Annotated in this window: 16 protein-coding genes; 1 reads left to right on the top strand and 15 read right to left on the bottom strand. The window is 73.7% G+C overall.

The genetic code is table 11. The features are described from left to right. Window positions 1-20 precede the first annotated feature (20 nt). Entirely contained in the window at window positions 21-677 is a 657-nt protein-coding gene (locus BLT39_RS07625) for a pyridoxamine 5'-phosphate oxidase family protein (RefSeq protein WP_423221479.1), read from the top strand. Here the strand turns inward: BLT39_RS07625 and BLT39_RS07620 are convergent. The 15 genes from BLT39_RS07620 to BLT39_RS07550 are packed head-to-tail and all read right to left on the bottom strand — an operon-like array spanning window position 661 to window position 18,687. Then, a complete protein-coding gene (locus tag BLT39_RS07620) occupies window positions 661-1,848 on the bottom strand; it encodes a PQQ-dependent sugar dehydrogenase (protein WP_091061317.1) in 1,188 nt (395 codons plus the stop codon). The genes BLT39_RS07625 and BLT39_RS07620 overlap by 17 nt on opposite strands. A gap of 26 nt (window positions 1,849-1,874) precedes the next feature. After that, entirely contained in the window at window positions 1,875-2,939 is a 1,065-nt protein-coding gene (locus BLT39_RS07615; protein WP_091061315.1) for a polyprenyl synthetase family protein, read from the bottom strand. A 45-nt stretch (window positions 2,940-2,984) separates the two neighbouring features. Then, the gene (gene nuoN, locus BLT39_RS07610) at window positions 2,985-4,520 is read right to left on the bottom strand and encodes an NADH-quinone oxidoreductase subunit NuoN (protein WP_091061313.1); all 1,536 of its coding nucleotides are present in this window, start codon (window positions 4,518-4,520) and stop codon (window positions 2,985-2,987) included. Then, window positions 4,520-6,061, bottom strand: a complete 1,542-nt coding sequence (locus BLT39_RS07605) for an NADH-quinone oxidoreductase subunit M (protein WP_091061311.1) — start codon at window positions 6,059-6,061, stop codon at window positions 4,520-4,522. The genes nuoN and BLT39_RS07605 overlap by 1 nt, the downstream gene beginning before the upstream one ends. Before the next feature lie 31 nt (window positions 6,062-6,092). Next, window positions 6,093-8,000, bottom strand: a complete 1,908-nt coding sequence (nuoL, locus tag BLT39_RS07600) for an NADH-quinone oxidoreductase subunit L (RefSeq protein ID WP_091061309.1) — start codon at window positions 7,998-8,000, stop codon at window positions 6,093-6,095. Between the two features lie 10 nt (window positions 8,001-8,010). After that, window positions 8,011-8,310, bottom strand: coding sequence for an NADH-quinone oxidoreductase subunit NuoK (nuoK, locus tag BLT39_RS07595; protein WP_091061307.1), 300 nt, complete (start codon window positions 8,308-8,310; stop codon window positions 8,011-8,013). Continuing rightward, window positions 8,307-9,143 carry an NADH-quinone oxidoreductase subunit J gene (locus BLT39_RS07590; RefSeq protein WP_091061305.1) on the bottom strand — a complete coding sequence of 279 codons (837 nt, stop codon included), beginning with the start codon at window positions 9,141-9,143 and terminating at the stop codon, window positions 8,307-8,309. Before BLT39_RS07590 ends, nuoK begins: the two co-directional genes overlap by 4 nt. Beyond that, window positions 9,143-9,727: an NADH-quinone oxidoreductase subunit NuoI gene (gene nuoI, locus BLT39_RS07585; protein WP_091061303.1), complete on the bottom strand. Its 585-nt coding sequence runs from the start codon at window positions 9,725-9,727 to the stop codon at window positions 9,143-9,145. Before nuoI ends, BLT39_RS07590 begins: the two co-directional genes overlap by 1 nt. Beyond that, entirely contained in the window at window positions 9,720-11,186 is a 1,467-nt protein-coding gene (gene nuoH / locus BLT39_RS07580) for an NADH-quinone oxidoreductase subunit NuoH (protein WP_091061301.1), read from the bottom strand. Before nuoH ends, nuoI begins: the two co-directional genes overlap by 8 nt. After that, on the bottom strand, window positions 11,183-13,648 hold the full coding sequence (locus BLT39_RS07575; protein ID WP_091061299.1) for an NADH-quinone oxidoreductase subunit G: 2,466 nt from the start codon (window positions 13,646-13,648) through the stop codon (window positions 11,183-11,185). The genes nuoH and BLT39_RS07575 overlap by 4 nt, the downstream gene beginning before the upstream one ends. Next, window positions 13,645-14,973, bottom strand: a complete 1,329-nt coding sequence (nuoF, locus tag BLT39_RS07570; protein WP_091061297.1) for an NADH-quinone oxidoreductase subunit NuoF — start codon at window positions 14,971-14,973, stop codon at window positions 13,645-13,647. The genes BLT39_RS07575 and nuoF overlap by 4 nt, the downstream gene beginning before the upstream one ends. Before the next feature lie 3 nt (window positions 14,974-14,976). Next, window positions 14,977-16,026: an NADH-quinone oxidoreductase subunit NuoE gene (nuoE, locus tag BLT39_RS07565; protein ID WP_091061295.1), complete on the bottom strand. Its 1,050-nt coding sequence runs from the start codon at window positions 16,024-16,026 to the stop codon at window positions 14,977-14,979. Beyond that, on the bottom strand, window positions 16,023-17,342 hold the full coding sequence (locus tag BLT39_RS07560; protein ID WP_091061293.1) for an NADH-quinone oxidoreductase subunit D: 1,320 nt from the start codon (window positions 17,340-17,342) through the stop codon (window positions 16,023-16,025). Before BLT39_RS07560 ends, nuoE begins: the two co-directional genes overlap by 4 nt. Continuing rightward, window positions 17,339-18,022 carry an NADH-quinone oxidoreductase subunit C gene (locus BLT39_RS07555; RefSeq protein WP_091061291.1) on the bottom strand — a complete coding sequence of 228 codons (684 nt, stop codon included), beginning with the start codon at window positions 18,020-18,022 and terminating at the stop codon, window positions 17,339-17,341. Before BLT39_RS07555 ends, BLT39_RS07560 begins: the two co-directional genes overlap by 4 nt. After that, window positions 18,019-18,687, bottom strand: a complete 669-nt coding sequence (locus tag BLT39_RS07550) for a NuoB/complex I 20 kDa subunit family protein (RefSeq protein ID WP_091061289.1) — start codon at window positions 18,685-18,687, stop codon at window positions 18,019-18,021. Before BLT39_RS07550 ends, BLT39_RS07555 begins: the two co-directional genes overlap by 4 nt. Window position 18,688: the final 1 nt, after the last annotated feature.

The following is an 18,688-nucleotide window of genomic DNA, read 5'->3' as shown; positions in this document are numbered from 1 at the left end:
CGCCCCGCAGGATGGACGCCGTGAGCACCCCGCTGTCCCCCACCCCGCGCTCGACCGTCCGCCGCAACGCCGTCCGGGCCCGCACCGACCGCGCCGACCTGCACGCCGTCCTCGACGCCGGACTGGTCGGCCACCTGGGTCTGGTGCTGCCCACCGGGCCCCTGGTGCTGCCCACCGGGTACGGCCGGGACGGCGAGACCCTCTACCTGCACGGCTCCAGCGGCGCGGCGTCCCTGCGCGCCGCGGCCTCGGGCGTCCCGGTCTGCTTCACGGTCACCCTGGTCGACGGGATCGTCTACGCCCGGTCGGCCTTCCACCACTCGATGAACCACCGGTCGGCCGTCGTGCAGGGCACCGCCCGGCTGGTGACCGACCCCGACGAGCGGCTGCACGGGCTCGCGGTGCTCACCGAGCACCTCGCGCCGGGGTCGTGGGACCACAGCCGCCGGCCCGACCGCAAGGAGCTGGCCGCGACCGCGGTGCTGGCCCTGGACCTGACCGAGGCCAGCGTGAAGATCCGCACCGGCCCGCCCGGGGAGGACGAGCGCGACCTCGGGCACAGCGCTGCCGACTGGGCCGGCGTCCTGCCGCTGCGCACGGTCTGGGGCGAGCCGGAGCCGTGCCCGCTGCTGCCCGCCGGCACCCCGGTGCCGGGGCGGATCAGCTCGCGGGCGTGACCCGCAGCAGCTGGTCGGCGCCCTCGCCGTTGTCGGTGGTCAGGTACAGCGCGCCGTCGCCGCCCAGCTGCGGGGTGCGCACCCGGCCGTAGGTGCCCTCGAGCTCGGGGATGCGGAACTGCTCGACGAGCGAGCCGTCGTCGGCCAGCCGCAGCGCGAGGACGCCGGTGTCCTTCTGCACGCCGAGCAGCAGCAGGCCGTCGTAGGCGCCCCACTGCTCGCCGTCGAGGAAGGTGATGCCCGAGACGGCGATGGTGGGGTCGCCGGAGGACCACACGGCCTCGATCGCGCCGGGGATCTCCGGGTCGGTCATCGGCACGCTCTCGTCGTACTCGCCCTCCCCGACCGGGTCCCAGCCGTAGTTGCCGCCGTCGGTGGCGAGGTTGACCTCGTCGTCGACCTGGCTGCCCTGCTCGGCCGTGTAGACCGCCCCCGTGCCCGGCTGGACGGCGATGCCCTGCACGTTGCGGTGGCCGTAGCCCACGACCGCGTGCGAGGTGGGGTCGGTGAGCTCGAGGAAGGGGTTGCCGGCCGACGGCTGCCCGGTGCGCGGGTCGACCCGCAGCAGCTTGCCGGCCAGGGTGGAGAGGTCCTGCGGGTTGGTGCCCACCGCGTTGTCGCCGGTGCCGATCAGCAGCTGCCCCTGCGGGTCGAAACGCAGCCGGCAGCCGCCGTGCCGGCCGGAGTCGGCGTTGACCGGGATGCCGCCGACCAGCGGGTCGGCCACGCGGGTGGCCGAGGTCCAGCCGTCGTCGACGGTCCAGGCGGTGACCTCGATGCCCGGGCCGCCGTCCACCCCGCCGTCGGCGACCCCCATGCAGGTGTAGAACCGGCGGTCCTGCGCGAAGCCGGGGTCCAGGACCAGGCCCATGAGGCCGGTCTCCCCCTCGGCCCACAGGTCCCCGAGGTCCGCGGCCACCTCCTGGGTCGACCCGTCGGGCAGGACGGCGGTGAAGCCGCCGCCGCGCTGGTCGACCAGCAGCGTGCCGTCGGGGGCCTGCGCGACGTCCCACGGGTGGTCCAGGCCGTCGAGCACGACCTCCACGTCGAGCGCGGGGGCGTCGGCCGGGGCGGACGTCGCCGCGCCGTCGGCGTCGGACGACGCGGTGCCCGACGAGCAGCCGGCGAGCAGGACGAGTCCGGTGAGCAGGGCGGCGGGTCGGGGGGTCACCCCGTCCAGTCTCCCTGGTGGCGCGGCTACGCGCTGCGGGTCACCACGTAGTCGCACAGGGCCGACAGCGCCTCGCGGACCTCGCCCTCGGGTACCCGGCCCAGCCGCGCCCGGGCACGGTCGGCGTAGGAGTGCAGCACCTCGGTGGCGCGGGCCAGCGAGGCCGACCCGCGCAGCAGGGCCAGCGCCTCGGCGTGCTCGGCGTCGTCGGTGATCGGCCCCGCGACCAACTCGCGCAGCCGGGCCTCGGCCGGGTCGTCGCCGGCGCGGGCGAGCAGCACCGGCAGGGTGGCGATGCCCTCGCGCAGGTCGGTGCCGGGCGACTTCCCCGACGTCCCGGCCTCGCTGACGATGTCGATCAGGTCGTCGGCGAGCTGGAAGGCGACCCCGATCTCCTCCGCGTAGGAGGTGAGGTCCTCGACCACGGCCGGGTCGACGCCGGCGAAGGTGGCGCCGAAGCGGGCCGAGGTGGCCACCAGCGAGCCGGTCTTGTCGGCCAGCACCGACAGGTGGTGCTCGATCGGGTCCTCGCCCTCGACCGGGCCGACGGTCTCCCGGATCTGGCCGGTGACCAGCCGCTCGAAGGTGCGGGCCTGGATGCGCACCGCCTCCGGGCCGAGGTCGGCCAGCAGGTCCGAGGCGCGGGCGAAGAGGAAGTCACCGGTGAGGATGGCGATGCTGTTGGACCACCGGCTGTTGGCGCTGGGGGCGCCGCGCCGCACGGCGGCCTCGTCCATGACGTCGTCGTGGTACAGCGTGGCCAGGTGGGTGAGCTCGCAGACCACCGCCGCGGAGACCACCTCCTCGGAGTCGGCGTCGCCGAGCTGGGCGGCCAGCAGCGCCAGCACCGGGCGGAACCGCTTGCCGCCGGCGGTCATCAGGTGCGCGGCGGCCTCGGCCACGAACGGGGAGTCGCTGACCGCCGAGGCGTGCAGGGCGTCCTCGACCCGGGACAGGCCTGCCGACAGCGACTCACCCAGCGGCCCGTCGGGCAGCCACGAACCCACCGTGGACGCCGGTCGGCCCGGCTTGTTCCACGCCTGCGTCTGGCTGCCGTCACCGGTGGCGGTGAGGGCGCTGGCTCCGCTCATCGTCGCTGAATCTAGTCGCCGCAGGTGCAGGCGCCGACGGCTGGCCTAGCCGACCAGCCGGGCGGCGCCGTCGGCGAGGTCCAGCACCGACCCGGGGACGACGCCGAGCACCAGCGTGGCGGCGACGGTCACGGCCAGCACGATGGTCGTGGGCAGGCCGGGGACGCCGACCGACGGGCCGTCCTCGGCCGGCTCGGAGAAGTACATGAGCACGACCAGGCGCAGGTAGAAGAACCCCGCGACCGCGCTGGTGACCAGCGCGACGACGGCCAGCGGCCAGGCGCCCACCTCGATCGCGGCGCGGAAGACGGCGAACTTGCCCGTGAAGCCGCTGGTGAGCGGGATGCCGGCCAGCGCCAGGAGCAGGAAGGTCATGATCGCGGCGGTGAGCGGGGACCGCCGGGCCAGCCCCGCCCACTGCGCCAGCGCGGTGGCCTCGCCGTCCCCGTCGCGGACCAGGGTGACCACCGCGAACGCGCCCACCGTGGTCAGCCCGTAGGCGAGCAGGTAGAACAGCGTCGCCGCCAGGCCCGAGCCGGTGCCGGCGTCCAGGCCGATGACGCCGGTGAGCAGGAACCCGGCGTGCGCGATGGAGGAGTAGGCGAGCATCCGCTTGACGTCGGTCTGGGTCAGGCCGAGGACGGCGCCGACCACCATGGACACGATCGCGATGCCGTAGACCAGCGGCCGCCAGGTCCAGTCCGCCGTGCCGAAGGCGACGTAGAGCAGCCGCAGGATCGCCCCGAACGCGGCGACCTTGGTGCAGGCGGCCATGAACGCGGTGACCGGGGTCGGGGCGCCCTGGTAGACGTCCGGCGTCCAGGTGTGGAACGGCGCGACCGAGGCCTTGAACATCAGGCCGACGACGAGCAGGCCCAGGCCCAGCACGAGCAGGGTGCCGGTGCCGTCGTCGGTGACCGACTGCCGGATCCCGGCCAGCTGCACCGTGCCGGTGGCGCCGTAGACCAGGGCCAGGCCGTAGAGGAAGAACGCCGAGGCGAAGGCGCCGAGCAGGAAGTACTTCACCGCGGCCTCCTGGGAGAGCAGCCGGCGGCGGCGGGACAGCCCGCAGATCAGGTACAGCGGCAGGCTCAGCACCTCGAGGGCGATGAACATGACCAGCAGGTCGTTGGCCGCGACGAACAGCATCATGCCGCCGACGGCGAAGGTGGCCAGCGGGTAGACCTCGGTCTGCACCCGCTCGTCGGTGAGCAGCTCCCGGTCGCGCGGGCTGCCGGCGGGGACGGCGGCCGAGGCGACGAACGCCGACCTCGCCGGGTCCAGCGCCCGCTCGGCGAACAGCAGCACCGACAGCGCGCCCAGCCCGGCGATGGTGGCCTGCAGGAACAGCCCGGCGCCGTCCACGGCCAGCGCGCCGGCGGCGGTGACCTCCCCGCGCCCGGCCAGCAGCAGGGTGCAGGCGAACCCGCCGACGGTGCCGACCAGGGCGAGGGCGACCTGGGTGGGCTGGCGGACGTGCCGGGGGGCGAAGGACTCCACCAGGACGCCGACCAGCGCGGCCCCGAAGACGAACAGGAACGGGCTCAGCGCCGACAGCGAGAGGTCCGGTGCCTCGATCATCAGTTGGCCCCCTGCTCGGCGGTGGCGGGCTGGGTCCCCGCGGGGTCGGAGCCGATGTCGCCCATCGTGGCGGCGACGGCCGGGTTGATGAGGTCCAGCAGCGGCTGCGGGTAGACGCCCAGGCCGATGACCAGGGCCAACAGCGGGGCGACGACCACGAGCTCGCGCCGGCGGAGGTCGGGGAAGGGCTGCTCGGTGACCAGGCCGCGGGCCGGGCCGTGCACCGCGCGCTGGATGAGCAGCAGCACGTAGAGGGCGGCCAGCACGATGCCGACCGTCGCCACGATGGTGAACACCGGGCGGGTGGGGAAGGACCCCAGCAGCACCAGGAACTCCGACACGAAGCTGTTGGTGCCCGGCAGCGCCAGGCTGGACAGGCCGGCGACCAGGAACACCCCGGCCAGCACCGGCGCCTTCTTCCCGATGCCGCCGTAGTCGGCGATGCTGCGCGAGCCCCCGCGGGTGATGACCATGCCGACGACCAGGAACAGGATCCCGGTCGAGATGCCGTGGTTGACCATGTAGAGCACCGCCCCGGACCCGCCCTCGGCGGTGAAGGCGAAGATGCCCAGCGCGATGAAGCCGAAGTGGGCGATCGAGGTGTAGGTGACCAGCCGCTTCATGTCCGACTGGCCCATCGCCAGCAGCGCGCCGTAGAGGATGCCGGCCACCGCCAGCCCGAGGATCCAGGGCGCGAAGGTGCGGGAGGCGTCGGGGAACAGCGGCAGGCAGTACCGGATGAACCCGAACGTGCCGACCTTGTCCAGCACGCCGACCAGCAGCACCGCTCCGCCGACCGGGGCCTCGGCACCGGAGTCGGGCAGCCAGGTGTGGAAGGGCACCAGCGGGGCCTTGATGGCGAACGCGACGAAGAAGCCGAGGAACAGCAGCTTCTGCACGCCGGGGTCGATGTCGAGGGAGCGCAGCGCGTCGAAGGCGAAGGTGCCCTCGCCGATCTGGGAGGTGCTGACCACGTACAGGCCGATGACCGAGGCCAGCATGACCAGCCCGCCGAGCAGGCTGTAGAGGAAGAACTTCACCGCGGCGTACTGCCGGCGCGGCCCGCCGAAGCTGCCGATGATGAAGTACATCGGCACGAGCATGGCCTCGAAGAAGACGTAGAACAGGAAGACGTCGGTGGCCGCGAAGACGCCGACCATCATCGCCTCGAGCACCAGCAGCCAGGCGAAGTAGGCCTTCATCGACCGGCCGCCGGGCCCGGTGTCGCGCCAGGACGCGACGACGACGACCGGCACCAGGACGCCGATGAGCAGCAGCATCACCAGCGCGATGCCGTCGACGCCCAGGGCGAAGTCGACGCCGAAGCTGGGGATCCAGGAGACCGACGTGGTCAGCTGGAACCGCTCGCCGCCGGTGTCGAACGCGACCGTGGCCAGCACCGCGAGCACGAGCACCAGCAGGCTGACGGCCAGCGCCGCCTGCTTGGCCAGCGCGTCGCGGCCCTTCGGCAGCGCGGCCACCGCGGCACCGCCGACCGCGGGCACCACGATCATCGTGAGCAGCCAGGGGAACTCGCTCACGACCGGGACTCCTTCGTCCAGAGGGGGGTGGTCATCCCGCCGTCACCGCCAGCAGGGCACCCGCGACCAGCACGGCGCCGCCGAGCATGCCGAGGGCGTAGGACCGGACGAAGCCGGTCTGCGCGCGGCCCAGCCGGGCCGAGGACCCGCCCAGGCCCGCGCCGATGCCGTTGACGACGCCGTCCACGCCCTTGTCGTCGACGACCCGCAGGGCACGGACCAGCCGGATGCCCGGGCGCATGAACACGGCCTCGTTGACCGCGTCGGCGTAGAGGCCCGCCCGCGCGGCGCGCACCGGTGCCGAGACGCGGGCCGGTGCCGTGGTCGGCACCTCCCGGCGGCCGACCAGCAGCCACGCGGTCAGCACGCCCAGCGCCACCACCACGGTGACCAGCACGCTGACCGCCAGCGGCGGGATGGCGTGCGCGGTGGCCTCCTCGGGCTCGCCGAACACCGGTGCCAGCCAGTCGGCCAGCGGGAACGCCTCCACCAGCAGGAAACCCGCGCCCACCGACCCCACGGCGAGCACCACCATCGGCAGCGTCATCACCGCCGGGGACTCGTGCGGGTGCACGCCGTCCTCCCAGCGGGGCTCGCCGAAGAAGGTCAGCAGCACCAGGCGGGTCATGTAGAACGCGGTGAGCCCGGCACCGAGGACGGCGACGCCGCCCAGGACCCAGCCCGAGGTGCCGCCGCGGTCGAAGGCGGCCTCGATGATCGCGTCCTTGGTCCAGTACCCGGACAGGAACGGGAACCCGATGAGCGCCAGGTAGCCCAGCCCGAAGGTCACGAAGGTGGTCCGCATCCTCGTGGCCAGGCCGCCGAAGCGGCGCATGTCGGTGCGGTCGCCCATGCCGTGCATGACCGACCCGGCACCGAGGAACAGCCCGGCCTTGAAGAACCCGTGGGTGAGCAGGTGCGCGATGCCCGCGGCGTAGCCGACCGGGCCCAGGCCGACGGCCAGGAACATGTAGCCGATCTGGCTGACCGTGGACCAGGCCAGCACCTTCTTGATGTCGTCGTAGGCGCAGCCGGCGACCGCGCCGATCATGATCGTGACCGCGCCGATGACCACCACGACGGTCTGCGCGACCGGGGCGGCGTCGAACAGCGGCGCCGAACGGGCGATCAGGTAGACCCCGGCGGTGACCATGGTCGCGGCGTGGATGAGCGCCGACACCGGGGTCGGGCCCTCCATGGCGTCGGGCAGCCAGGCCTGCAGCGGGAACTGGCCGGACTTGCCGCACGCGCCCAGCAGCAGGAGCAGGCCGATGCCGGTGACCGTGCCCCCGGCGAGCAGGCCGACCGAGCCGAACACGCCCTCGTAGGAGGTGGTGCCCAGCTGGGTGAACATCAGGAAGATCGCCAGCGCCAGGCCGACGTCGCCGACCCGGTTCATCACGAACGCCTTCTTCGCGGCGGTGGCCGCGGCCGGGCGGGTGTACCAGAACGCGATGAGCAGGTAGGACGCCAGGCCGACGCCCTCCCAGCCCACGTAGAGGGCCACGAAGCTGTCGCCCAGCACCAGCAGCAGCATCGCCGCGACGAAGAGGTTGAGGTAGGCGAAGAACCGCCGGCGGCCCGGGTCGTGGGCCATGTAGCCGACCGAGTAGACGTGGATGAGCGCGCCGACGCCGGTGATCAGCAGCGCGAAGGTCATCGACAGCGGGTCGACCAGCAGGCCAGCGCCGACGTCGAGCCGGCCGGTGGAGATGAAGGTGAACAGGTCCACCCCGACGCTGCGCTCGTCCAGGCCGGCGAGCTCGACCGTGGACAGCACGGCCAGCACGAACGCGGCGGTGACGGTGCCGATGGCCAGCAGGTGGCCCCACCGGTCGGTGCGCCTGCCGCCCAGCAGCAGGACGGCGGCCCCGGCCAGGGGCAGCGCGATGAGCAGCCAGGAGCTGGCCAGGAGCCCGGTCGCGGGCACGGTGTCCATGTCGGCGGCCTCAGTACTTCAGCAGGTTGGCGTCGTCGACCGACGCCGACCTGCGGGTCCGGTAGATCGACATGATGATCGCCAGCCCGACCACGACCTCGGCCGCCGCGACCACCATCACGAAGAACGCGATGACCTGGCCGTCGAGGGTGCCGGTTGACCGGGCGAAGGTGACCAGCGTCAGGTTCACCGAGTTGAGCATCAGCTCGATGCACATGAACACCACGATCGCGTTCCGGCGCACCAGCACGCCGACGGCGCCGACGGTGAACAGGATCGCGGCCAGCACCAGGTAGTTGGTCAGGCTCACCGGGTCACCCCTCGGGTCGTGCCGAGCGCGGCGTCCGGGCCGTGGCCCCGCCCTGCGCCCGGATCCCGCCCGTCGCCGGCGGGGTCGCCCGGGGGCAGCTCCTCCACCACCTGGGGCTCGACGCCGGTGGCGTAGCTGGCCTCGGCGGGGCTGCCGTCGGGCAGCCGGCCGGGCGCGGCGATGGAGTTGGCCCGCGCGTAGACGCCGGGCCCGGGCAGGGTCTGCGGGTGGTCGCTGGTGAGGAACCGGGCCCGCGACCGCTCCTTCTGGGTCAGCCGGCTGCCGGGCTCGCGCTCGATGTGCGCCAGCACCATCGCGCCGACCGCGGCGGTGATCAGCAGCGCGCTGGTGACCTCGAAGGCCAGCAGGTAGCGGGTGAACAGCAGCCCGGCGATGGCCTCGATGTTGCCGTCGGCGGCGCCCCCCTCGCCGCCCTGCACACCCTCCAGGCCGGTGACGACCATGCCCTCGGTGGCCCGGGCGATCCCGGCGCCGACCAGGCCGGCGAAGCCGATGCCGAGCACCGTGGCCGCCACCCGCTGCCCGCGCAGGGTCTCCACGACCGAGTCCGACGAGTCGCGGCCGACCAGCATCAGCACGAACAGGAACAGGATCATGATCGCGCCGGTGTAGACGATGATCTGCACCGCGCCCAGGAACGGCGCCTCCTGCACGACGTAGAACACGCCCAGCGCCAGCATCGTGTTGACCAGGAACAGCGCCGAGTGCACCGCGTTGCGGGCGAGCACCATGCCCAGCGCGCCGGCCAGCGCGATGGGACCCAGGACCCAGAAGACGACGGTCTCCGCCGTCCCGATCTCGATGCCCCCCATCACGAACCCGCCCGCAGGTAGTAGTCGCGCTCGTCGTCCCCCAGCCGCATCGGGTGCGGGGGCTGCTCCATGCCCGGCAGCAGCGGGGCCATCAGCTGCTCCTTGGTGTAGACCAGGTCGCCGCGGGAGTCGTCGGCCAGCTCGAAGTCGTTGCTCATGGTCAGCGAGCGGGTCGGGCAGGCCTCGATGCACAGACCGCAGAAGATGCACCGCAGGTAGTTGATCTGGTAGACCCGCCCGTACCGCTCGCCCGGGGAGAACCGCTGCTCCTCGGTGTTGGTGCCGCCCTCGACGTAGATGGCGTCGGCCGGGCAGGCCCAGGCGCACAGCTCGCAGCCGACGCACTTCTCCAGCCCGTCGGGGTGCCGGTTGAGCACGTGCCGGCCGTGGTAGCGCGGCTTGGTCACCTTGGGCTCGTCCGGGTACTGCTCGGTGGTGACCTTCTTGAACATCGTCGAGAAGGTCACGCCGAAGCCCTGCGCGGGGCCGGGCAGCCGGCTGGTGCGCGGGGCCGGCGCGGAGCGGGTGCCGCCGGCCTGCTCCACCTCCCCGCCGTGCCGCTTCTCCGGGCTGGTCTCAGGCATCGTCGGAGTCCTTCCGGGGGGTGGGGCTGGGGCGGCGGCGGCCCGACGCCACGGGGGCGCCGGCGGCGACCGGCTCCTTGCTGGCCAGCCGGGGCGAGGGCGGGACGACGAGGTCCATCGGCGGGACGGGGAACCCGCCCTCGGCGCGGGCCGGGCCGCTGCGCTGGGCCGGCCGGTGCCGTGCGCCACCGGTGCGGACCGGGGGCAGCACCTCGGGCTCGGTGGGGTTGGTCGACCCGGCCGCGGCCGCCACCGCGGCGATCCGGGTCGGCTCGTTGCTCTTGCGGGAGGCCACCAGCAGCACCGCCAGGACGACGGCGGCGATCGGCAGGCCCACGTAGACCGCCACCTCGCCGCTGGACAGGTCGGCCTCGCGGGAGACGGTGCGCATGGTGGCGACGGCGAGGATCCAGACCAGCGCGGTCGGGACCAGCACCTTCCAGCCGAAGCGCATGAACTGGTCGTAGCGCAGCCGGGGCAGCGTGCCGCGCAGCCAGATGAACACGAACAGCGCGGCCACGACCTTGAGCAGGAACCACAGCAGCGGCCACCAGCCCGAGTTCGCGCCGTCCCAGATCGAGATCGGCCACGGCGCCCGCCAGCCGCCGAGGAACAGCGTCGCGGCCAGCGCGGAGACGGTGACCATGTTGACGTACTCGGCGAGGAAGAAGAGGGCGAACTTCAGCGACGAGTACTCGGTGTGGAACCCGCCGACCAGCTCGGACTCGGCCTCGGGCAGGTCGAAGGGCGCCCGGTTGGTCTCCCCGACCACCGCGATGACGTAGATGATGAAGCTGACCGGCAGCAGCACGGCGTACCAGCTGGGGCCGTCGAACTGCAGGCCGAAGAAGTCCAGCCGGTTGTCCCCGGCCTGGGCGGCGACGATGCCCGAGGTGCTCATCGTCCCGGCGTAGAGGAACACCGCGACGATCGACAGGCCCATCGCGATCTCGTAGCTGACCATCTGCGCGGCGCTGCGCAGGCTGCCCAGGAGCGGGTAGGTGGAGCCCGACGCCCAGCCGCCGAGCACGATCCCGTAGACGCCCATCGCCGAGCAGGCCAGCACCACGAGCACCCCGATGGGGGCGTCGATGAGCTGCAGCGGCGTGCGCTGGCCGAGGATCGACACCTCGGGGCCCAGCGGGATGACCGAGAACGCCAGGAACGCCGGGATGGTGGCGATGACCGGGGCCAGGAAGTACACCGGCCGGTCGGCCAGCGCCGGCATGATGTCCTCCTTGAACGCGAGCTTGAGGCCGTCGGCCAGGCTCTGCAGGTAGCCGCGCGGGCCGACCCGGTTCGGGCCGGAGCGCTGCTGCATGCGGGCGACGACCTTGCGCTCGAACACGATCGCGAACAGCGTCATCACGACCAGCAGCGCGAAGACCCCGACGATCTTGATCAGCACGAGCCACCAGACGTCCTGGCCGAAGTCGGCCAGGGTCGGGGAGTCGTTCATGCCGGGCCCCCTGCGGCGCTGACGGTGACGACGGCGCCCGGAGCGGCGCCGAGCCCGGTACGGACGTGGCTGCCCGGCGAGCGCATCGGCAGCCAGACCACCCGGTCGGGCATCTCGGTGATCCGCGCGGGCAGGGTGATCGAGCCGGTGGGCCCGGTGACGGTGACCCGGTCCCCGTCGCCGACGCCGAGCCGGAGCGCGGCGTCCTTCGCCAGCCGCGCCACCGGCGGGCGGGCGGTGCCGGCCAGGGCGGGCTCGTCGCGCTGCAGGGTGCCGTCGTCGAGCAGCTGCCGCCAGCTCGCCAGCACGGCCTGGTCGGGGCCCAGCCGGGGGCTGCCGGCGGGTGCGACGTCCAGCCCGCGGACCTCCCGGCTGCGCCCGGCGCCGCCGAGCGCGACCAGCTCGCGGCGGGCGGCGCCCACGGTGGTGAGCCCGAGGGCCACCCCCATCGCGTCGGCCAGGCCGGTGAGCACGCGGGCGTCGGTGAGCTGGCCGCTGCCGTGCAGGGTGGCGTCGAAGGGCCGCACCCGGCCCTCCCAGTCCAGGTAGCTGCCGGCCTTCTCCGGGGCCGCGGCGACCGGCAGCACGACGTCGGCGTGCGCGGTGACCGCGGTGCCGAACAGCTCGAGGCTGACCACGAAGCCCGCGGCGGCCAGCGCAGCCTCGGCCAGCGCCGGGTCGGGCAGGTCGGCGGGGTCGACACCGCCGACCAGCAGGCCGCCCAGGTCCCCGTCGCGGGTGGCCTGCAGGATGCCGGTGAGGTCCCGGCCGTCCTTCCGCGGCAGCTCGACGCCCCACGCGGCCTCCACGTCGGCCCGGTCCGCGGCGTCGGTGACGCCGCGCCCGCCGGGCAGCAGGTTCGGCAGGGCACCGACCTCGACCGCGCCCCGCTCCCCCGCCCGGCGCGGCACCCAGGCGATGCGGGCACCGGACGCGGCGGCCAGCGCCGAGAGCGCGGACAGCGCGCCGGGCACCTCGGCCAGCCGCTCGCCGGCGAGCACGACCGCGCCCTCGGCGCGCAGCGCGGCGGCGGCCTGCGCGCCGACGCCGCCCGCGGACTCGGTGGCCAGCGCGCGCAGCACGGCGGCCTCCAGCCCCGGCGGCGTGGCCAGCAGGACGGCGGACAGCTTCTCGTCGGCCGGCGTGGCGAAGGGTGCGACGTCGAAGACCGGCAGCGCACGCTCGCGCACGGCCCGGCGCAGCCGCAGGAAGACGATGGGCGACTCCTCCTCCGGCTCGAACCCGACCACCAGCACCGCGGGGGCGGCGGCCAGCTCGTCGTAGGTGACCGCGCCGGCGCCCGGGGCGGTGCCGGCGACGTGCGCGGCGAGGAAGGACAGCTCCTCGGCGGAGTGCGCGCGGGCCCGGGCGTCGACGTCGTGGGTGCCCAGGGCGACGCGGGCGAACTTCGCGTAGGCGTAGGCGTCCTCGACGGTGAGCCGGCCGCCGGGGAGCACCCCCACCCCGCCGTCCGCGCGGGCCGCGGTCAGGCCCGCGGCCGCGGCGGCCCAGGCCTCGGGCCAGGACGCCGGCACCAGCTCGCCGTCCCGGCGGACCAGCGGCGTGGTCAGCCGCTCGTTGGCCGCGGCGTAGCGGAAGGCGAACCGGCCCTTGTCGCAGTTCCACTCGGTGTTGACCGCCGGGTCGTCGCCGGCCAGCCGGCGCAGCACGGTGCCGCGGCGGTAGTCGGTGCGCTGGGCGCAGCCCGAGGCGCAGTGCTCGCAGATGCTGGGCTCGCTGCGCAGGTCGAAGGGCCGCGACCGGAACCGGTAGGCCGCGCTGGTCAGCGCGCCGACCGGGCAGATCTGCACGGTGTTGCCGGAGAAGTAGGACTCGAAGGGCTCGTCGGCGTAGATGCTGACCTGCTGCAGCGCGCCGCGGTCGAACAGCTCGATGAAGGGGTCGCCGGCCACCTGCTGGGAGAAGCGGGTGCAGCGGGCGCACAGCACGCAGCGCTCGCGGTCCAGCAGCACCTGCGAGCTGATCGGCAGCGGCTTGGGGTAGGTGCGCTTGGTGCCCTCGAAGCGGCTCTCGGTGTGCCCGTTGCTCATCGCCTGGTTCTGCAGCGGGCACTCCCCGCCCTTGTCGCAGACCGGGCAGTCCAGCGGGTGGTTGACCAGCAGCAGCTCCAGCGTGCCGGCCTGCGCGCCCTCGGCGACCTCGCTGGTGAGCTGGGTCCGCACCACCATGTCGGGGGCGACCGGCACGGTGCAGGAGGCGACCGGCTTGCGCTGGCCCTCGACCTCGACCAGGCACTGCCGGCAGGCACCGACCGGCTCCAGCAGCGGGTGGTCGCAGAACCGCGGGATCTGCACGCCGATCTGCTCGGCGGCCCGGATGATCAGGGTGCCCTTCGGCACCGCGACGTCGAACCCGTCGATGGTCAGCCGCACGTGGTCCTCGGGCGTGTGCGGCCCCGGGACGGCGGGGACCCGGGCGGGCGCGGGCTCGGGGGTGGTCATGCCATCGCCCCGACCGGCTCGAGCTTCAGCGTGCGGCCCAGCCGGCCCTGCTCGTCGGGCGGCAGCAGGGTGACGTAGTCGTCGCGGAAGTACTTCAGCGAGGACGCGATGCAGCTGGTGGCGCCGTCGCCGAGGGCGCAGAAGGACCGGCCCAGGATGTTGTCGCAGGTGTCGGTGAGCAGGTCCAGGTCGCGCGCGGTGCCGTGTCCGGCGACCAGCCGCTCCAGGATCTGGACCAGCCAGTAGGTGCCCTCCCGGCACGGGGTGCACTTGCCGCAGCTCTCGTGCGCGTAGAACTCGGTGAACCGCAGGGTGGCCTCCACGACCGAGTCGGTCTCGTCGAAGACCATCAGCGCGGTGGTGCCGAGCATCGAGCCGGCCGCGGCCACGGAGTCGAAGTCCAGCGGGACGTCGAGGTGCTCGGGCGTGAAGTACGGCGTCGAGGAGCCGCCCGGCGTCCAGAACTTCAGCTCGTGGCCCGGCCGCACGCCGCCGGCCATGGCCAGCAGCTCGCGCATCGTCGTCCCCATGGGGGCCTCGTACTGGCCGGGGTGCACCACCCGTCCGGAGATCGAGTAGATCTTGGGCCCGGGCGACTTCTCCGGGCCGAACTCCTTGAACCAGGCCGACCCGCCGCGCACCACGAACGGCACGCTGGCCAGCGTCTCCACGTTGTTGACCACGGTCGGGGCGCCGTAGAGCCCGGCGACGGCGGGGAACGGGGGCTTGAGCCGGGGCTGGCCGCGGCGGCCCTCCAGGGAGTCCAGCAGCGCGGTCTCCTCGCCGCAGATGTAAGCACCCGCACCGGCGTGCACGACGACGTCGAGGTCGACCCCGGAGCCGTGGACGTCGCGGCCCAGGTGGCCCGCGGCGTAGGCCTCGGCGACGGCGGCCTGCAGCCTCCGGTGGGCGTGCACCGCCTCGCCGCGCACGTAGATGACGGCGAAGGAGCAGCGGATCGCGTAGGAGGCGATGGCCACTCCCTCCACCAGGGAGTGCGGGTCGGCCATCATCAGCGGCACGTCCTTGCAGGTGCCGGGCTCGCCCTCGTCGGCGTTGACCACCAGGTACTTGGGCTTGGCGGCCGGGCCGGTCGGGGTCTCCCCCGGCTTGGGCTGCGGGATGAAGCTCCACTTCATCCCGGTCGGGAAGCCGGCGCCGCCGCGGCCGCGCAGGCCGGAGTCCTTGACCAGGGTGACCAGCTCGTCGGGCGTCATGCCCAGCGCGGTCCGCCAGGCCGAGTAGCCCTCGGTGCGCTCGTAGGTCTCGATGGTCCAGCTGCGCGGCTCGGCGAAGCGGCTGGTCAGCACAGGGGTGAGCGGCATGGTTCAGACCTCTCGCGGGACCGACGTGCCGGACCCGGACTGGGCCTGGCCGTCGGCGTCGGGGGCGGGTGCGTCGCGGTCGGCGGCGTCGCGGCCGGCCGGCTCGGCGCGGTCGGGGTGGTTCTGCTCGGCGCCGGAGCGCTCGGCGGGGTTGTCCGCGGCGGCCACCTGCGCGTCCGCGGCGGCGGCGCCCGGCGTGCGGCCGCCGTCGGCGTCGCCGTCCCCGCCGGGGCGTGGGAGCCCCTCCCCCACGAATCCGGCGGGCGCGTGGGGTGCGGGCTCCCCTGCCCCGGCGGACGGGGCGCCGGGCATCGGCGGGGCGGTCTCGCCGCGCTCGGCGGCCAGCCGGACCCCGCGCAGGGTGGGGACGCCGGCGCTGGGCCCGTCGACGGCGGCGCGCGCGGCGGCGTCGTCGGCGTGCTGGCTGAACCCGGCGAGCTGGCGGGAGATGCCGCGGAAGTCGGTCAGCGGGGCCCCGCGGGTGGGGTCGGGCTTCTCGCCGCGGCGCAGCGCCGCGACCAGCTCGAGGGCGGAGCCGACGTCCTGCTGGTCGTAGAACTCGTAGTCCACGGTGACGACCGGGGCGTAGTCGCAGGCCGCCAGGCACTCGGCGTGCTCGAGGGTGATCGAGCCGTCGGCGGTGGTCTCGTCGTGGTGCACGCCGAGCTCGCCGGCCACCGCGTCGAAGATCCGCTGCCCGCCGAGGACGGCGCACAGCGTGTTGGTGCAGACGCTGACCAGGTGCCGGCCGGTGGGGCGGCGCTTGAACATCGTGTAGAAGGTCGCGACCGCGCCGACCTCGGCCTTGGTCAGGCCCAGCTCCTGCGCGCACAGCGCCACGCCCTCGGGGGTGACGTAGCCCTGCACGCTCTGCACCAGGTGCAGCATCGGCAGCAGCGCCGAGCGCGGCACCGGGTAGCGGGCCATGATCTCGCGGCACTCGAGCCGGGTGGTCTCCGTCAGCGGCGGCAGGTCCTCCGCGGAGCCGGTGACCGCGGACGAATCGAGACCCGTGACCGCCGTCCCCTCGGCGGACCCTGGCAGCGCGCTCATCGGTCGACTCCCCCCATGACCGGGTCGATGGAGGCGATCGCCGCGATGACGTCGGCGATCATGCCGCCCTCGCTCATCGCCGCGGTCGCCTGCAGGTTGGTGAAGCTGGGGTCGCGCACGTGCACCCGGAAGGGCCGGGTGCCGCCGTCGCTGACCACGTGGAAGCCGAGCTCGCCGCGGGGGCTCTCGATCGCGGTGTAGACCTGGCCGGCCGGGACCCGGAAACCCTCGGTGACCAGCTTGAAGTGGTGGATCAGGGCCTCCATCGACTGGCCCATGATGTGCTTGACGTGGTCCAGGGAGTTGCCCATGCCGTCGGCGCCGAGGGAGAGCTGCGCGGGCCAGGCGATCTTCTTGTCCTCGACCATCACCGGGCCCGGCCGCAACCGGTCCAGCGCCTGCTCGATGATCTTCATGGACTCGTTGACCTCGGCCATCCGGACCAGGTAGCGGCCCCAGGCGTCGGCGGTGTCGGCGGTGGGCACCTCGAAGTCGTAGGTCTCGTAGCCGCAGTAGGGCTCGACCTTGCGCAGGTCCCAGGGCAGGCCCGCGCTGCGCAGGATCGGGCCGGTGACGCCGAGGGCCAGGCAGCCGGTGACGTCGAGGTAGCCGACGTCGCGCAGCCGGCGCTGCCAGATGGGCTGGCCGGTCAGCAGCCGGTGGAACCCCGCCACCCGCTCGGGCATGATCGCCAACCACTCGCGGATCCTGGCCTCGATGCCCTCGGGCAGGTCCTGCGCGACGCCGCCGGGGCGGACGTAGGCGTGGTTCATCCGGAGCCCGGTGATCTCCTCCAGCAGGTCCAGCACGAGCTCGCGCTCGCGGAACCCGTTGGTCATGCCGGTGAGCGCGCCCATCTCCATGCCGAAGGTGGCCAGCCCCACCAGGTGCGAGGCGATCCGGTTGAGCTCCATGACCAGCACCCGGATGGTGGTGGCGCGCTCGGGCACCTCGATGCCCAGCAGCTTCTCCACCGCCAGGCAGTAGCCGGTCTCGTTGAACAGCGGCGCCAGGTAGTCCATCCGGGTCACGAAGGTCGTGCCCTGGGTCCAGGTGCGGTACTCGACGTTCTTCTCGATGCCGGTGTGCAGGTAGCCGATGACCACGCGGGCCTTGGTGACCGTCTCGCCCTCGAGGTCGAGCACCAGCCGCAGCACCCCGTGGGTGGAGGGGTGCTGCGGGCCCATGTTGACCACGAGCCGCTCCTCCGCGAGCGGGTCGGACCCGAAGGTCTGGTCCCAGTCGCCGCCGGTGACGGTGTAGACGCGGCCCTCGGTGGTCTCGCGCGAGCCGGCGTAGGGGTCGGTGGTGGTCACCGGTAGGACCGCCTCTCGTCCGGGGGCGGGATGGTCGCGTCGTGGTACTCCACGGGGACCCCGCCGAGCGGGTAGTCCTTGCGCTGGGGGTGGCCGTCCCAGTCGTCGGGCATGAGGATCCGGGTCAGCGCCGGGTGGCCGTCGAAGACGACGCCGAACATGTCGAAGCACTCGCGCTCGTGCCAGTCCGTCGTCGGGTAGACGCGGGTGGCGCTGGGCACGTGCGGGTCGGCGTCGGTGACCGCCACCTCCAGGCGGATGCGGCGGCGGTAGGTCATCGAGGTCAGGTGGTAGACCACGTGCAGCCGCTCGCCGATCGGGCCGCCGGCGTCGTGGTAGTCGACGCCGGACAGGCTGCTGCACAGCTCGAAGCGCAGGGCGTCGTCGTCGCGCAGCGCCTGCAGCAGGGTGAGCAGGTGCTCGCGGTGCACGAACCAGGTGATCTCGCCCCGGTCGACCAGCACCCGCCGGACGGCGGCGTCGTAGGTGGCCTGCCCGACCGCGTCCGCCAGGGCGTCGGCGACCTCGTCGAACCAGCCGCCGTAGGGCCGGTCGGTGGAGTGCAGCGCGACCGCCCCACCGGGCTCGACCCGGACCAGGCCGCCGAAGCCGGAGGTGTCACCGCTGCCGGTGACCCCGAAGGCACCGGTCCGGAAGGCGCCACCGCCCGACGCCGTCACGGCCGCTCCCCGGGCAGCAGGACGGCGTTGCCGCCGCGCTGCTCGATGGCGAACTGGCCGGTGCGACCCGCGGCGGCGGCCTCCTCGTAGGCCCGGCGCGCCCGCTTGTCGGCCCGCACGGTGGAGGGCATCTCGACGTGCAGGTCCGGCGCCGTCCCGTTCGCCTGCGCCGCGGCGAGGGCGGCGGCGCGCTTCGGGCCCAGCGGCTCGTGCTGGATCTTGTGGTGCAGCTTGAGGATGGCGTCCATGAGCATCTCCGGCCGCGGCGGGCAGCCGGGCAGGTACATGTCCACCGGCACGATGTGGTCGACGCCCTGCACGATCGCGTAGTTGTTGAACATGCCGCCCGAGCTCGAGCAGACACCCATGGCCAGCACCCAGCGCGGCTCGGGCATCTGGTCGTAGATCTGCCGCAGGACCGGGGCCATCTTCTGGCTGACCCGCCCGGCCACGATCATCAGGTCGGCCTGGCGGGGGCTGGCCCGGAAGACTTCCATGCCGAACCGGGCCAGGTCGTAGCGGCCGGCGCCCGACGCCATCATCTCGATCGCGCAGCAGGCCAGCCCGAAGGTGGCCGGCCACAGGGAGGACTTGCGGGTCCAGTTGACCAGCTTCTCCACACTGGTCAGCAGGACGCCGCTGGGGATCTTCTCCTCGAGGCCCATC

Origin of the sequence: Klenkia brasiliensis, from assembly GCF_900100695.1 — a bacterium.
Taxonomy (GTDB): Bacteria; Actinomycetota; Actinomycetes; order Mycobacteriales; family Geodermatophilaceae; genus Klenkia; species Klenkia brasiliensis.
The sequence above is the reverse complement of the archived record's forward strand: the minus strand, read 5'-3'. Positions and strand labels throughout refer to the sequence as shown.